Annotated in this window: 10 protein-coding genes, 2 tRNA genes and 1 rRNA gene; 9 read left to right on the forward strand and 4 right to left on the reverse strand. The window is 48.4% G+C overall.

The annotated features are described in order from the left end of the window. Nucleotides 1–73 precede the first annotated feature (73 nt). Both EJN92_RS09310 and EJN92_RS09315 read right to left on the reverse strand, forming a co-directional pair. Nucleotides 74–1,027, reverse strand: a complete 954-nt coding sequence (locus EJN92_RS09310) for a TerC family protein (RefSeq protein ID WP_227869777.1) — start codon at nucleotides 1,025–1,027, stop codon at nucleotides 74–76. Nucleotides 1,028–1,136: 109 nt separating this feature from the next. Then, nucleotides 1,137–1,823: a Bax inhibitor-1/YccA family protein gene (locus EJN92_RS09315; protein WP_126127567.1), complete on the reverse strand. Its 687-nt coding sequence runs from the start codon at nucleotides 1,821–1,823 to the stop codon at nucleotides 1,137–1,139. 144 nt (nucleotides 1,824–1,967) lie between these two features. Between EJN92_RS09315 and nhaR the strand changes: the two genes are divergently transcribed. Further along, nucleotides 1,968–2,894 (forward strand): transcriptional activator NhaR, encoded by a 927-nt coding sequence (gene nhaR / locus EJN92_RS09320; protein WP_126127568.1) that lies wholly within the window; start codon nucleotides 1,968–1,970, stop codon nucleotides 2,892–2,894. A 126-nt stretch (nucleotides 2,895–3,020) separates the two neighbouring features. Here the strand turns inward: nhaR and fmt are convergent, their stop codons facing one another. Further along, complete coding sequence (fmt, locus tag EJN92_RS09325; protein ID WP_126127569.1) at nucleotides 3,021–3,998, reverse strand: methionyl-tRNA formyltransferase; 978 nt, start codon at nucleotides 3,996–3,998, stop codon at nucleotides 3,021–3,023. Continuing rightward, nucleotides 3,995–4,525 carry a peptide deformylase gene (gene def, locus EJN92_RS09330; RefSeq protein ID WP_126127570.1) on the reverse strand — a complete coding sequence of 177 codons (531 nt, stop codon included), beginning with the start codon at nucleotides 4,523–4,525 and terminating at the stop codon, nucleotides 3,995–3,997. Before def ends, fmt begins: the two co-directional genes overlap by 4 nt. 195 nt (nucleotides 4,526–4,720) lie before the next feature. On the opposite strand from def, the gene EJN92_RS09335 reads away from it, so the two are divergent. The 8 genes from EJN92_RS09335 (at nucleotide 4,721) to EJN92_RS09370 (ending at nucleotide 15,593) form a co-directional block, all read left to right on the forward strand. Next, nucleotides 4,721–5,812 carry a LysM peptidoglycan-binding domain-containing protein gene (locus EJN92_RS09335; protein WP_126127571.1) on the forward strand — a complete coding sequence of 364 codons (1,092 nt, stop codon included), beginning with the start codon at nucleotides 4,721–4,723 and terminating at the stop codon, nucleotides 5,810–5,812. A gap of 29 nt (nucleotides 5,813–5,841) precedes the next feature. Further along, entirely contained in the window at nucleotides 5,842–6,936 is a 1,095-nt protein-coding gene (dprA, locus tag EJN92_RS09340; RefSeq protein ID WP_126127572.1) for a DNA-processing protein DprA, read from the forward strand. Between the two features lie 80 nt (nucleotides 6,937–7,016). Next, on the forward strand, nucleotides 7,017–7,502 hold the full coding sequence (locus EJN92_RS09345) for a Smg family protein (protein ID WP_126127573.1): 486 nt from the start codon (nucleotides 7,017–7,019) through the stop codon (nucleotides 7,500–7,502). Between the two features lie 192 nt (nucleotides 7,503–7,694). After that, nucleotides 7,695–10,268: a DNA topoisomerase III gene (locus tag EJN92_RS09350; protein WP_126127574.1), complete on the forward strand. Its 2,574-nt coding sequence runs from the start codon at nucleotides 7,695–7,697 to the stop codon at nucleotides 10,266–10,268. A gap of 226 nt (nucleotides 10,269–10,494) precedes the next feature. Continuing rightward, nucleotides 10,495–13,200, forward strand: coding sequence for a DUF1631 family protein (locus EJN92_RS09355; protein ID WP_157984338.1), 2,706 nt, complete (start codon nucleotides 10,495–10,497; stop codon nucleotides 13,198–13,200). A 582-nt stretch (nucleotides 13,201–13,782) separates the two neighbouring features. Next, nucleotides 13,783–15,315 (forward strand): 16S ribosomal RNA (locus tag EJN92_RS09360). Between the two features lie 96 nt (nucleotides 15,316–15,411). Continuing rightward, nucleotides 15,412–15,487: transfer RNA gene (locus tag EJN92_RS09365), tRNA-Ala, on the forward strand. A gap of 29 nt (nucleotides 15,488–15,516) precedes the next feature. Further along, a tRNA-Ile gene (locus EJN92_RS09370) sits at nucleotides 15,517–15,593 on the forward strand. Nucleotides 15,594–15,629 lie beyond the last annotated feature (36 nt).

Below are 15,629 nucleotides of genomic sequence, written 5' to 3' on the forward strand. Positions count from 1 at the left end.
TGGCGCGCATAAAAAAAGACGCATCTTCTTGCGAAAGATGCGCCCAAAGGGGAATGATGTAAGGACTGCTTGTTTAGTCTTTTTTACGGGTGGCGATCAGGCTGGCAATAATCGAGCCGGCTAACAGCGTACCTATGACTAATAAAGAAACGGTGGTCGGCACATGTATCCATTTGACGATGAGCATCTTGATACCGACAAACATCAGGACAAAAGCCAGGCCAAATTTCAATAAGTGGAAGCGATCCGCCATATCGGCCAGCAAGAAGTACAGTGCACGCAGACCCATGATGGCAAAAATATTCGAGGTGAAGACGATGAAAGGATCGGTCGTCACCGCAAAAATCGCCGGTATCGAATCGACCGCAAACACCACGTCGGATATTTCTATCAGTATCAAGACTAAAAACAGCGGGGTGTACACGCGCTTGCCGTTTTCTATGATGCTAAATTTTTCACCATGGTAGCCCTTAGTAAATGGCAGCATCTTCTTCATCAGACGCAATACCGGATTGGCTTCCAGATCGGGTTCTTTTTCGGCAGCCACCAACATGCGCATACCAGTGAACAGCAGAAAAATACCAAATAAATACAAGACCCAGGAAAACTGCGTGACTACCCAAGTGCCGGCTAAGATCATCGCGATGCGCATGACAATGGCGCCGAGTACACCGTATAGCAAGACCTTGCGCTGATATTGCACAGGCACGGCGAAATGGCTAAAAATAAGCAGAAATACGAAGACGTTATCGACCGAGAGTGATTTTTCTATCACGTAGCCAGTCAGGAACTCCATTGCCTTGGTATTCGCGACTTCCAGGCTGACAGTTTCTTTGAGGTAAAACCAGAGGCCATAGTCAAAGAGCAAGGCCAGGCTGACCCAGACCGCGGACCAGATCGCAGCTTCTTTGACGCCCACTTTGTGTGCTTTGGAGCCGCCTAGGGCAAAGACGTCGAGCAGTATCATGCCGAGAACAAAGGCAATGAAAGCCGCCCACATCCAGGGATGTGCGATGGTGTGTAGCATGGTTTTCTCTCTGTTTAATATGAAATGCGGGGTGGCTGCCCCGCATTTCTTAGCTTAGTACTTTTTATACACTGTCGCGAGCTTGTTTGGCCACGAGCTGAGATTGCGTTTATTCTTTATCTATAAATCCCAGCAATTGCAATAAGCTGGTGAACAGATTAAAGATCGTGATGTACAGGCTGACGGTGGCCATGACGTAATTGGTTTCGCCGCCACGAATGATGTTGCTGGTTTCAAACAAAATCATGCCCGACATCAGCAACACCATGACTGCCGAGATGGTCAACGATAAGGCTGGGATCTGGAAGAAGATCGCGCCCAGACTCGCCACAAAGGTGACCAACATGCCTATCATCAAGAAACCAGCCATGAAGCTGAAATCACGTTTGCTGATCAATACGTAAGCCGACAGGCCCATGAAAATGATACCGGTCAAACCCATCGCGCCCATCACGATACTACTGCCGCCTGGCATGGCCAGATAACGGCTGATGATAGGGCCCAAGGTAAAGCCCATGAAGCCGGTTAAGGCGAACACTGAGGCGATGCCCCAGGCGCTGTTACGCAATTTGGTGGTGAGAAACAATAAGCCGAAATAGCCGACCAAGGTAATGATCAGACCCGGATTCGGCAAAGAAAACGCCACGCTGGCACCGGCAGTCAGGGCTGAAAACAGCAAAGTCATGGACAACAGCATATAGGTGTTGCGCAAAACCTTATGGCTCGCGCTGGCGCTGCTGTCTACATAATCGACGGTTTGTGCATCATGCACGTTAGAACTGCTTAATATTTTCATACGTTTCTCCTGAAATTTTGAAAACACAGATGTGTCGCAAATGTTTTCGCCTTCGCAACAGAAGGTGAGGTCAGTGTAATCGCTGTTATTTAACAATAAAAGTCGAATATAATTGTTAAACACTTCGTATTTTTCGATGAATTTATGTCTCAACTCAACTACAAGCATTTACATTATTTTTGGGTGGTCGCCAAAGCCGGCAGTATTGCCAGAGCCAGCGAGCAGTTACACCTGACGCCGCAAACGATCAGTGGCCAGTTAAGCCTGTTTGAAGAGGTGCAGGGTGAGCAGCTGTTTAAAAAGAGTGGGCGTAATCTGGAACTGACTGAGGCTGGGCGATTGGTCTTGAGTTACGCTGAAGAAATTTTCTCGCTAGGCCAAGAACTGGAGCAGGTGCTGCATCATAGGCCCACCGAGCGCACCGTGCAATTGCGGGTCGGCGTCTCGGATGCGGTGGCCAAAGCGGTCGCGTACCGTCTACTTGAACCTGCTCTGGCATTGCCGCAAACCCTGCGGATTAATTGCCGTGAAGGTAAGCTCGATTATCTGCTGGCGGAACTGGCGATGCACAAACTCGACATCGTGATCACCGATACGCCGATGCCGCCCACCGTCAAGGTCAAGGCTTACACCCATCAGTTGGGCGAATGCGGGATTAGTTTTTTTGCCACCAAGGCCTTGGTGCAGCAGTATCCGGCGCCTTTTCCTGCTTGTCTTGATGCGGCACCGCTGTTATTGCCCGGTGAGGATTCTGCCTTGCGTTCCAAATTAATGCATTGGTTGAGTACGCAGCAATTGCATCCGCGTATCGCTGGCGAATTTGATGATAGCGCCCTGATGAGCGCCTTTGGTCAGGCTGGCGCGGGTTTTTTTGCCGCGCCTTCGAGTATCGCCGATATGGTGATGCGGCAATACGATGTCTCGCTAGTGGGGCATACCGAGCAAATCCGTGAGCAGTTTTATGCGATCTCGGTGCAACGAAAATTAAGCCATCCGGCGGTACTGGCGATCAGCCGTGCTGCGCAGCAAAGCAACTTTGGGGACTTGACCGAGACGCCGGAGCTTGCTTAAATAAGGGGAGTATCGAGCTACTACAGCTGCTTGCGCACATACTACGTGCGCAAGCAGCTGTAGTGATCTCATACTGGGAGGGAGTATCTGATATTTTCAATTGCACTTCACGCAGTGCAATTGAATCTAGTGCGAGAAAATTTGCCCCGGTGTGATCGCAAAACCCTTGAGAAATTCAGCCGCTGGCAAGCGCTTGCCGCCCGGTTTTTGCAGCTCTAACAGACGCAGCACCGAGGCTCCGCTATCGCAAGCGAGCAACACGCCATCCTGCGCATTGGCGGCCAGCACCTGGCCAGATACAGCCGTGCTGGATTGATCGACGACCCCAGTTACCTGTTCGGCACGCCAGATTTTGACGATAGTGCCATCGAGCACTGCGTGCGCACCCGGAAAAGGATTGAAGGCGCGAATTTTTCTGTCTAGCGCCAAGGCAGATAAACTGAAATCGAGCGCCGCTTCTTCTTTGCTGATTTTGGCCGCGTAAGTGACGCCAAGTTCTGGCTGCACAGTGGCGGGCAGTGTGCCTTGCTCAAGCTGACGCAGGGCTTTGACTATCATGCTTCCACCTAGTGCAGCGAGTTTATCGTGCAGGCTGCCGGTACTGTCGTCATCCGCAATCGCGATGTTTTCGATAGCCAGCATGGGGCCGGTATCGAGGCCGAGCTCCATCTGCATGATGGTGATGCCGGTTTCGCTATCGCCGCTTTCAATCGCTCTGTGGATAGGTGCGGCACCGCGCCAGCGCGGTAACAGGGAACCGTGAATATTGATGCAACCGAGACGCGGGATTTCTAATGCGGACAGCGGTAGGATTAAACCGTAGGCCGCGACCACCATGACGTCGTGCGGCGTCGCTTTGAGTAGTGCATGCGCTTCTTGCGCGATCTCGGGATACTTGCCGTCTAAGCGCAAGGAGATCGGTTGCGCGACTGGGATATTCTGTTCCAACGCAAATTGTTTGACCGCAGAAGCGTGCATTTGCATGCCACGTCCGGCCGGCCTATCTGGTTGCGTCAGTACCAGTGGAATTTCAAAGCCAGCAGCGTGCAGTGCCTTGAGCGCCACTGCGGCAAATTCCGGGGTGCCGGCAAAGATTACTCTCATCGGCGACCGCGCTGCTTGTCGTATTGCTCCTGACGCTCTTCCTTGAGCATTTTGGTCTTGATACGATTGCGTTTGAGAGGAGACAGATATTCGACAAACACCTTGCCGATCAGATGATCCATCTCATGTTGTACGCACACCGCCAGCAAGCCATCTGCATGCAGCTCGAAGGAATTACCGTCGATGTCGAGCGCCCGCACTTTTACTTCGGCGGCGCGTTCTACGCCATCATAAATTCCCGGCACCGAGAGGCAACCCTCGTCATACACCTTGCGTTCAGGGCTGGACCAGATAATTTCTGGATTAATGAATACCAAAAGATCAGTATTTGTTTCAGATGTATCAATCACGACCAATTGTTCGTGCACATCAACCTGCGAGGCAGCTAGCCCTACACCAGGGGCGTCGTACATGGTTTCGGCCATGTCAGCGACCAATTTTTTCAGGCGGGCATCAAAAATTGTAACCGGCTTGGCAATTTTGTGCAGACGGGCATCAGGATAACGTAGAATATTAAGTATAGACATAGGGCTTTTCACAACAGGCTTACCCTGTTGTAGTGCGTTTTCTCTTGCTAGTTCAAGGATTTATGGGCAGAATTTGATCCAAATTGGTAAGTTTGGCAAGTGCGTGCTTGCCTGTGCAAAACAATATGAAGATGCTACAGCCTTGTTTTAACAGTAGCATTATGAAAAATCAGCATCATGCATCGGACAAATTTCATGAAAAAGTTTAGCACAATCGCTCTGCTCTTTGCTATCGCCTTTCCGGCACTGCAGGCATTGCCTGCCTATGCACAAGAGCAAAAGGCCTCCTCACGCAGCAATAAATGCGCATTTTTACCAGATGCTCCGGATAAACATGTGGTCGTAAAAGGCGATACCTTGTGGGGTATTTCCGGTAAATTTTTACAAAATCCATGGTGCTGGCCAGAAGTCTGGGGCATGAATCGCGAAGAAATTCGTAATCCACATTGGATTTATCCCAACCAAATCGTGTATTTTGACCGCACTACCGGACGCCTGCGCTTAGGCAGCCCAGTCAGTGGTGGCGGTAAATCAGGTACCACCCATCTGACGCCGCAAATCCGTTCGGAAAATATGGACAAGGATGCGATTTCCGCGATTCCAGCCAATTTAATTGAGCCATTTTTATCGCAGCCTCTGATCATAGAGCAAAACGAAATGGCGACGGCTCCGCGTATTGTGGCTGCGCCAGAAGGTCGCGTTACCATGTCCAAGAGTGACAAGGCTTACGTACGTGGCGATCTGCAAGGCGGCACCTCGTTTCAGGTGTTTCGTCCGGGCGTTCCTCTGAAAGATCCTGAAACTAAGGCTGTGATCGGTTATGAGGCAGTGTTTCTGGGCACGGTGAAGCTAGAGCGTACTGCCAAAACGCCGGATGGCGTTGATACCTTCATTGTTGCTAGTTCAAAAGAAGAGATGGCGGTTGGTGACAGACTGAAACCGACACCGCCTACGCCTATTTTTAATTACATGCCGCACGCGCCTGAGCAAGCCGTCAATGCACGTGTGGTGTCGATTTATGGTGGTGTTAATCAAGCAGGCCAGAATCAAATCATCAGCATTAATCGCGGTAGCGATGCAGGCTTAGATGTCGGCACGGTATTGGGCTTGTCACGTTTTGGTCAGACCATTGCGGATCGTACTGATAACAAGAAAATGATACGTTTGCCGGATGAACGTTACGGTACGCTATTTATTTTCCGTGTTTTCAAAAACATTTCTTACGGTTTAGTGATGCAAGTCACGGATACCGTAGTAGTCGGCGATCTGGCGCAATCTCCTGAGTAAGTAAGCAATTCGAGCTAAGGATTAGCTTGATGGAAGCATGGTTAGACTGGCTACGTTTGGAACAAACCGCTGGAGTCGGTCTAGACACTGCACGCAAACTGCTGGCCGCCTTCGGGCTGCCAGCTCAAATTTTCCAGGCAAGCCATGCGGCCTTGACGCAAGTCGTCTCTGAACGTGTGGCGCTGGCGCTGCTCAATCCAGATTCAGCCGGACTAGAAATACAAATAGAGCGCACTCGTGCCTGGTGCCAGCAAGCTGGGAATCAGGTCTTGACGCTAATAGATGCCGAGTATCCGCCAGCTCTTTTAGAGATTCCCGATCCTCCCATTCTGATTTATGTCAAAGGCCGTAGCGCGCTATTGACTGCCCCCAGTATTGCTGTAGTCGGTAGCCGCAATGCCACGGCTCAGGGTCTTAGTCATGCAGAAAAATTTTCCGAAGCCTTAAGTCATGCTGGATTGACGATCAGCTCGGGCCTCGCTGCCGGAATCGATGCTGCGGCGCATCAAGGTGGTTTGCGTGGTATCGGTTCTACCATCGCCGTGATAGGTACGGGGGCGGATATTGTGTATCCTGCCCGCAATCGGAATTTAGCCCATTTGATCGCTAACGAAGGTTGCATCATCAGCGAATATGCACTGGGGATGCCGGCGATAGCGGCGAATTTTCCGCGTAGAAATCGGCTGATCTCTGGATTGGCCAAAGGGGTATTGGTGATTGAGGCGGCAGCGCAGTCCGGATCTTTGATCACGGCGCGTATGGCAGCCGAGCAGGGCAGAGATGTCTTCGCGATTCCAGGTTCGATACACTCGCCACTGTCCAAAGGCTGCCATCAATTGATTAAGCAAGGCGCCAAGTTAGTCGACGCTGCGCAGGATATTTTAGATGAGTTGCGGGTGCTGCCTATGATGAGCGCAACGTCTGTTATTCAAACCGAGTTGGTGTTAGACCCTGCCGCTAAGGACCCATTATTACTGGCCTTAGGATACGATCCTGTCCATATTGATACCTTACTGGCAAGAACGACTTATGATATAGCCAGTCTATCAGCGCAACTTCTCGAACGTGAACTGGCCGGACAAATTGAGAGCTTACATGGAGGAATGTACAGGCGTTTGGTTTAATCGATGTATGGATGATAATTTTTTGAGAAAAAATGCCTACAAGACTTGTTTCGTATCCACCTAAAGGCTAAAGTGACACTATGTTTGATATCCTTGTCTACCTCTACGAAACCTATTACCGTCCGGACGCCTGTCCAGAGACGGCCGTGTTGGCTAAAAAACTTTCAGCTGTCGGCTTTGAGGAAGATGAAATTTCCGAAGCGCTAGATTGGCTCACGGTGCTGGCTGATACCACCAATGACATGCTGAAACAGGATGCGCCAATCAAGTTAGGCACTGAATTATCGAAAGGTTTTCGTATTTATGCTGAGCAAGAAATTTCTGTGCTCGGAACTGCTGCGATGGGCTTTATCCATTTTCTGGAGTCGGCCGGCTTACTCGACTCGAAACAAAGAGAAATTGTCATCGAGCGCAGTTTAGCGATTCATGAGTCGCCAGTACCTTTGGATAAACTGAAAGTGATCGTCTTGATGATGCTTTGGAGTCAAGGCAAGGATCCTGATATGCTGATGTTTGACGAAATGCTGTTATCGGACGACGAGAGCGAGCCGCGTCAATTGCATTAAAAAATTTCTAAACGGCTGAATAGTTCTTAAAAAGACAAGGCTTGTTGCTGTTTTTAACAAATCTCTATTATCATTCCCCGCTGCGCCCTTGCATTTAGGGTAGTCTTACGCTTATATGCCCTAGCCACTTCACTTGCGTTGCTGATTGCCCGCACGCAAGGCTAAAAAAATCAATTTAAGAATAGTAAACCTATGACAAAAACGCTCATCATCGCTGAGAAACCCTCGGTTGCAAACGATATCGCCAAGACTTTGGGTGGTTTTACCAAGCATGATGATTACTTTGAATCGGATGAGTATGTACTCTCTTCCGCGGTCGGTCATCTACTAGAAATTGCCGTACCGGAAGAGCATGATGTTAAGCGTGGCAAATGGACTTTTACTCATTTACCGATGATACCGCCGTATTTTGCCTTGAATCCTATTGCCAAAACCGAGTCCAGACTCAAGGTTTTGAACAAATTGATCAAGCGTAAAGATGTCTCCGCACTTATCAACGCATGCGATGCCGGGCGTGAGGGCGAGTTGATTTTCCGCTTGATTGCGCAGCACGCAAAAGCCAAACAACCGGTTAGCCGTCTGTGGTTACAGTCTATGACACCGGGCGCGATACGTGAAGGCTTTAAAAAACTGCGTAGCGACGAACAGATGTTGCCTTTAGCAGATGCGGCTCGTTGCCGTTCTGAGGCCGATTGGTTGATCGGTATTAATGGCACGCGTGCTATGACCGCGTTTAATTCTAAAGAAGGCGGTTTTTATCTGACTACGGTGGGTCGGGTGCAAACGCCAACCCTGTCTATCGTAGTCGAACGTGAAGAGAAGATTAAAAATTTCGTATCCCGAGATTTTTGGGAAGTTCGTGCCGAATTCGTCTGTGCTGCAGGTATTTATGAGGGCCGTTGGCTGGACCATCAGTTCAAGAAAGATGAGACCGATCCAGAGAAAAAAGCCGAACGCTTGTGGGCGAAAGCTGCTGCCGAGTCTATCGTTGCGGCTTGTCGTGGCAAACAGGGCAATGTTAGAGAAGAATCGAAACCAGCCACACAGATGGCACCAGCCTTATTCGATTTAACTAGCTTACAGCGCGAAGCCAACTCCCGATTCGGTTTTTCCGCAAAAAATACCTTGGGGCTAGCACAAGCTCTGTATGAAAAGCACAAGGTGTTAACCTACCCACGTACCGATTCTCGTCACTTGCCCGAGGATTACTTAGATACCGTTAAGCAAACTATGTCGAGTTTGTCTGAAACTAATAATTTTCAGCAATTTTCTTCGCAAATTCTAAAAAATAATTGGGTAAAGCCGAACAAAAGAATTTTTGATAATACAAAAATTAGTGATCACTTTGCAATAATTCCTACTGGCCAGGCACCTAAAAATCTCTCAGAGCCAGAGCAAAAATTGTACGACATGGTGACACGTCGATTTATGGCGGTGTTTTTCCCTGCTGCAGAATTTCAAGTGACGACCAGAATCACAGAAGTCTCCGGCCATCAGTTTAAGACTGAAGGTAAGGTGATGACTAATCCTGGTTGGTTGGCAATCTACGGTAAAGACGTGCAAGACGACGCCGATCCGGAAAATAGCGGCAATTTGGTGGCCGTAGCTCAGGGTGAAAAAGTTAAGACTGAAAAAGTGACAGCGAATGGTTTGGTGACCAAACCACCTGCACGTTATTCTGAGGCGACTTTGTTGTCTGCCATGGAAGGCGCTGGTAAATTATTAGATGATGGTGAATTACGCGAAGCGATGGCCGGCAAGGGTCTAGGGACTCCAGCGACGCGTGCTGCCACCATCGAGGGTTTGATTTACGAGAAATACCTTCTACGTGAAGGACGTGAATTGATCCCTACCGCTAAAGCATTTCAATTGATGACTTTATTGCGTGGTTTAGGCGTTGATGAATTAACTTCGCCAGAGTTGACGGGTGAGTGGGAATACAAGCTTTCACAAATGGAGCGTGGGAAGATTAGCCGTGAAGAGTTTATGCGTGAAATCGCTCAGATGACGCAGATCATAGTTAAGCGTGCCAAGGAATACGATAACGACACAATTCCTGGTGATTACGCGACTTTGACTACGCCATGCCCAAATTGTGGCGGCGTTGTTAAAGAAAATTATCGACGTTTTGCCTGCACTAAATGTGAATTTTCTATGAGCAAGACGCCTGGCAGCCGACAGTTTGAAGTTGCCGAAGTTGAGGAAGTATTGAGCAAGCGCGAAATTGGTCCGCTGCAAGGTTTTCGCTCGAAGATGGGGCGGCCTTTCGCGGCAATTCTGAAAATTGTCCGTGATGAAGAGCACAATAATTTCAAACTTGAATTTGATTTTGGCCAAAATCAAGACGATGAAGATGCTGAACCAGTTGATTTTACTGGACAGACTGCGTTAGGCCCATGCCCGAAATGCGCTAGCGGTGTGTATGAAATGGGACTGGCCTATGTGTGTGAAAAAACTATGGCAAAGCCAAAGGCATGTGATTTCCGTAGCGGACGCATTATCTTGCAGCAAGAGATTCTGCCTGAGCAAATGGCAAAATTACTTAATGATGGTAAGACCGATTTACTGCCCGGATTTATTTCGCAACGCACCCGCCGACCATTTAAAGCCTTTTTAGTCAGGGGCAAAGACGGAAAAGTCAGTTTTGAGTTTGAGGAGCGTAAAGCTAAGGCCCCAGCAAAAGCAAGTGCGAAAACTAAAGCCGCTGCTGAGGATGCTACTCCACCCGTCAAAAAAGCTGCCGTGAGGAAAAAGAAAGTCGCTTAATGTAAGTCTGATATGGTTGTTACAGTTTACTTACGATAATATATTGGGCGCCCAAAGTGTGAGAAGAAAATTTGTCCGCGCGACGATTTTATTCTCGCTTTTTGAAAAATAAGCCTATTATTTTATGTACCAGTAAGTGCTTCAGAGAAGAGTTCGCCTATGCTAAAGACCGGAGTTGGTTCATAGTTTTGCAATTTTTCAGATGTGATGCATGACAAGGAAAAGTATGGATCCGAAAAAATTGTTAGCAACCGCCCGTACAGAATTTCTCATCGCTGTTTCTGAGGCGACGCAAAAGACTGTTCCGCGTTGTCTTGAAGATTTATTCAAGAGGGCCGATGCGAGTTACTCGTCTGCTGAGCAAGGTCGCTTGTTGAATACGCGCTCTATCCTGCAAGAACAAGCAAATTCATTGAAGCAGCAAATGAGCAAGACTATGGAAGTTTTGCTAACGCGAAGTTTTCAAACAACTTATAACACCTATCGACCTAGCGCTGCTTTCGCCCTCGATGCAACCAGTCTTTCACTGGTTGATGCCACTGCGTTCGAAGACGAACTCCGGATTGACGATGTCACCAAACGTTTTAGAAGTGAAGCCGAAGAGCAATTGCGGGATTTAAATATTCGCATAGCATTATTGTTTGAGCAAGACGTTATCAAAGAGCGGGAAAATCCATTTCGCCCCTATCTATTAGCGCGCTGTATTTCCACCACGGTAGAAAATTTTGGACTTAGTACTGATATCAGCACTTGTCTGATCGAACAATTCACAGAGAATTTCGCCGCGCATATTGCGCCAATTTACAATGCGGTTAACTCCCATTTGGCGAAGCACGGCATCGCAGCCCAATTACAGCTAAAAATAAAGAAATCGCCGACGCAATCTGCTGCAAGCCAAGCAAGCACCGAACATGGACACGAATCCGACGAATTAGAGCAAGATTTTCGTAATAGCCAGCAGCATGGGTTCGAGAACAGTCGACCAGGTTTTGGATCTGACTATCAAAATCAACAGTCACAACAGCAACATGCACAACCACAAAGTCAATATCAGAATATGGCCCAAAGCGACTACCCAAATGATGGCGGTAGAAGCAGAGTTGATCAACTATTAGACAACGTGCGAGGTAAAACCTCGGGCATGATGCCGGCGCACGCGATGTCGCAAGAGCACGGATCTGCAGTCCCATCAAGGTCGGCCAAACAATCTGGATGGTTAGGTAGTGGGCAAGCGATGGGCGGCGTGCTGAGAAAGTTTTTTGGCAGCGATAGAAATAATTCAGAAGTTTCTTCAGGCTCTGCTCATAGCCCTGTGGGATCCTTTTCGCAAGCTGGAGCCAGTACTCATCAAACATCGGGAGATGCGCAATTTTCAGGCAGCACCGGTAACGCATCTACATATTCAGAGCCTATGAGAAATACAGGTAATGAAGTTTTTGGTGAGGCGAGAGCTAGCAATAATGAAAGTGCTGCTGCGGGCGGATTATCCTATGGTGGCGGGCAACTTGCGAGTACCGTACATGGAATGCAAAGGGCGCATACGCCAGTTACTGCCGAGATGTACGATAGTCAGGGAGATGTTCGTAATCTGATTCTCGAGCAAAGAGCTGCCCTGAATGAAATGACGAAAAATGTCGATGAATTGATGACCATCGATATTGTTGCAATGCTGTTTGAGTTTATTTTGCGTGACAATCAGGTGCCGGCTGAAGTGCGAGCCCAGTTGGGACGCTTGCAATTTATGGTATTAAAAATTGCATTGCGTGATACTACTTTGCTGACGCAAAAAGGACATCCAGCGCGTATGTTGGTCAATCGCATAGGCTCAATTTCTTTGGGGTTGAAGCAATTAGATCCGAGCGGAGTCCAGATAACAGAAGAAATTTGCCGCATTGTTGAAACTTTGCTGCACGACGAAAGTGAGAATCCTCAACTATTCTCAAAAATGCTCGATGAATTCGATGCGTTTATTGCGAGGGAATTGCGTGCTGGCGATAAAAATGTTGAGCGTACCGTCGAAGCCGTCGAGCAAGTCCAGAACCGCACTTTAAGGTTTGCGCACACGACCGCTCAAATGAGCGAAGCGCTCTCAGGATTAACTATTGACGCGTATTTGCAGGAATTTTTGCAAAGTGTTTGGGTGCTTGCCGTTGAGATGGCTGATCGCCAAGACGAAAAACGCGCACGCCGATATCGTCTATTAGTACCGGATTTGCTTTGGAGCATAGTGCCAAAACTCAAGGAAGATGATCGCACTCAACTATTTGCCTTGTTGCCGATCATCTTAAATACTTTAAGAGAAGGTCTTGCTTCGATCGCATGGGACGCTACGCGCCAAAAAGATCTGATGAATTGGTTGGTAGATGCTCATACTAGCGCCTTACGTGCTAGCCACTCGGCAACCTTGGTTCATATTCCTTCGCTACCATCCATTCATGAGCATTTTGAAATATTCGTAAATACCCCGGAAGCCAGTCCGAATTCTGAATTTACTTCCAGCATAGTGTTGGATTCACGTAAATTTCTAGAGGAAGCGATTAAGGAGCTGGATATCAAGGTGCAAATGCTAGATCAAGTATTTGATCGAGAACTTCCAAGCGAAAGTGCTGAAGATGCCTCAGCCGCAGAATCAGATTCGGATTCGGATAGCTTGGATAGTATTGAAGCGCGGCTTCGTAGTGGCGTCGCAATGGAAATTAACTTGGGTGGCAAACCTAGCATGGGGCAACTCAAATGGGTTGATCCCAGTGTTAGTAATCTAGTTCTTAGTCTCGATGGACAAGATCAGCCATCGGTGGTGAGTGTCCGCATGTTTCGTCGTATGATTGCACACGGGCGCGTCAGGTTTATAGAAAGCGAACCCCTATTTGAGCGCGCAGTTCAATCACTTCTTAAGTCAGCTGACAACATAGACCAAACGGCTTTAGCATAAAGTACGATCTTAAAAAAGCCATCCTTATACATAGACCCCTTTTTTGCATTCTCCAGCCCTAGTTGTTGAAGACCCCATAAATCAATTCAACAAAAGCTTGCCAATCCTAGTTAGGCTTTGCTATAGTTCGCCTCCCGCTGAAGAGCGGGGCGAAATGAAGGAAATAAGGCAGACGAATTAACCTTAGGTTTGAATGAAGATGTGAATCAAATTCAAGCGCTAATAAAACAAGGGGTTGACGAGTAGAAGGAAATGCCGCATAATCTCATCTCTCTGCTGCTTACAAACAAAACGCTTTGTAGCAATCTGGCAGAAACGCTTTGCAGTCGGTGAGAATCGATAGTGACGCGCCAAAAAACAGAAGACAGATCTTTAACAATTAACAGTCAATAAATGTGGGCACTTGATAAAGAGCGCGGCTAATTACTTCGGTAGTTAGTTCAACTTAAAAAATATCAAATGTTCGCAAAAGTAATAAATAGGATGCTTGAGAACGCAAGTTCAAAAGTAGCCTGTCAGTTATTTGAGTGAGCGACACCGTTCGCAAGAACGGAGTTCAGAAATGAACACAAAACAGAGATTAAACTGAAGAGTTTGATCCTGGCTCAGATTGAACGCTGGCGGCATGCCTTACACATGCAAGTCGAACGGTAACGCGGAGCAATCTGGCGACGAGTGGCGAACGGGTGAGTAATATATCGGAACATACCCTAGAGTGGGGGATAACGTAGCGAAAGTTACGCTAATACCGCATACGATCTGAGGATGAAAGTGGGGGATCGCAAGACCTCATGCTCATGGAGTGGCCGATATCTGATTAGCTAGTTGGTAGGGTAAAAGCCTACCAAGGCGACGATCAGTAGCTGGTTTGAGAGAACGACCAGCCACACTGGAACTGAGACACGGTCCAGACTCCTACGGGAGGCAGCAGTGGGGAATTTTGGACAATGGGGGCAACCCTGATCCAGCAATGCCGCGTGAGTGAAGAAGGCCTTCGGGTTGTAAAGCTCTTTTGTCAGGGAAGAAAAGGTAGTCTCTAATACAGACTGCTCATGACGGTACCTGAAGAATAAGCACCGGCTAACTACGTGCCAGCAGCCGCGGTAATACGTAGGGTGCAAGCGTTAATCGGAATTACTGGGCGTAAAGCGTGCGCAGGCGGTTATATAAGTCAGATGTGAAATCCCTGGGCTCAACCTAGGAACTGCATTTGAGACTGTATGGCTAGAGTGTGTCAGAGGGGGGTAGAATTCCACGTGTAGCAGTGAAATGCGTAGATATGTGGAGGAATACCGATGGCGAAGGCAGCCCCCTGGGATAACACTGACGCTCATGCACGAAAGCGTGGGGAGCAAACAGGATTAGATACCCTGGTAGTCCACGCCCTAAACGATGTCTACTAGTTGTTGGGTCTTAATTGACTTAGTAACGCAGCTAACGCGTGAAGTAGACCGCCTGGGGAGTACGGTCGCAAGATTAAAACTCAAAGGAATTGACGGGGACCCGCACAAGCGGTGGATGATGTGGATTAATTCGATGCAACGCGAAAAACCTTACCTACCCTTGACATGTACAGAATGCCGAAGAGATTTGGCGGTGCTCGCAAGAGAACTGTAACACAGGTGCTGCATGGCTGTCGTCAGCTCGTGTCGTGAGATGTTGGGTTAAGTCCCGCAACGAGCGCAACCCTTGTCATTAGTTGCTACATTAAGTTGAGCACTCTAATGAGACTGCCGGTGACAAACCGGAGGAAGGTGGGGATGACGTCAAGTCCTCATGGCCCTTATGGGTAGGGCTTCACACGTCATACAATGGTACATACAGAGGGCCGCCAACCCGCGAGGGGGAGCTAATCCCAGAAAGTGTATCGTAGTCCGGATTGTAGTCTGCAACTCGACTACATGAAGTTGGAATCGCTAGTAATCGCGGATCAGCATGTCGCGGTGAATACGTTCCCGGGTCTTGTACACACCGCCCGTCACACCATGGGAGCGGGTTTCGCCAGAAGTAGGTAGCTTAACCGTAAGGAGGGCGCTTACCACGGCGGGATTCGTGACTGGGGTGAAGTCGTAACAAGGTAGCCGTATCGGAAGGTGCGGCTGGATCACCTCCTTTCTAGAGTGCGCTACAAGTTAAGTGTCCACACTTATTGACTGTTAATGATAAAGAACGTAGCGATGGAGCGATTCATCGGTACCGAGTTCCCGAATTGGGGGTTTAGCTCATCTGGTAGAGCACCTGCTTTGCAAGCAGGGGGTGAACGGTTCGATCCCGTTAACCTCCACCATTTACGTAGTAAAGAAGTCGTAAATAAGTGGGGCTGTAGCTCAGCTGGTTAGAGCACCGTGTTGATAACGCGGGGGTCGTTGGTTCGAGTCCAACCAGCCCTACCAGTAAAATGGAGTGGGAAGAAAAAACAAATGTGAGTA

Source organism: Undibacterium parvum (assembly GCF_003955735.1).
GTDB lineage: Bacteria > Pseudomonadota > Gammaproteobacteria > Burkholderiales > Burkholderiaceae_D > Undibacterium > Undibacterium parvum.

Excerpts from the sequence above, each read along its gene's own strand:
- EJN92_RS09355 (WP_157984338.1), top strand. The coding sequence starts at position 10,495 with ATGGATCCGAAAAAATTGTTAGCAACCGCCCGTACAGAATTTCTCATC.
- EJN92_RS09345 (WP_126127573.1), top strand. The coding sequence starts at position 7,017 with ATGTTTGATATCCTTGTCTACCTCTACGAAACCTATTACCGTCCGGAC.
- nhaR (WP_126127568.1), top strand. The coding sequence starts at position 1,968 with ATGTCTCAACTCAACTACAAGCATTTACATTATTTTTGGGTGGTCGCC.
- def (WP_126127570.1), bottom strand. The coding sequence starts at position 4,525 with ATGTCTATACTTAATATTCTACGTTATCCTGATGCCCGTCTGCACAAA.
- EJN92_RS09350 (WP_126127574.1), top strand. The coding sequence starts at position 7,695 with ATGACAAAAACGCTCATCATCGCTGAGAAACCCTCGGTTGCAAACGAT.
- EJN92_RS09315 (WP_126127567.1), bottom strand. The coding sequence starts at position 1,823 with ATGAAAATATTAAGCAGTTCTAACGTGCATGATGCACAAACCGTCGAT.
- fmt (WP_126127569.1), bottom strand. The coding sequence starts at position 3,998 with ATGAGAGTAATCTTTGCCGGCACCCCGGAATTTGCCGCAGTGGCGCTC.
- EJN92_RS09310 (WP_227869777.1), bottom strand. The coding sequence starts at position 1,027 with ATGCTACACACCATCGCACATCCCTGGATGTGGGCGGCTTTCATTGCC.
- dprA (WP_126127572.1), top strand. The coding sequence starts at position 5,842 with ATGGAAGCATGGTTAGACTGGCTACGTTTGGAACAAACCGCTGGAGTC.
- EJN92_RS09335 (WP_126127571.1), top strand. The coding sequence starts at position 4,721 with ATGAAAAAGTTTAGCACAATCGCTCTGCTCTTTGCTATCGCCTTTCCG.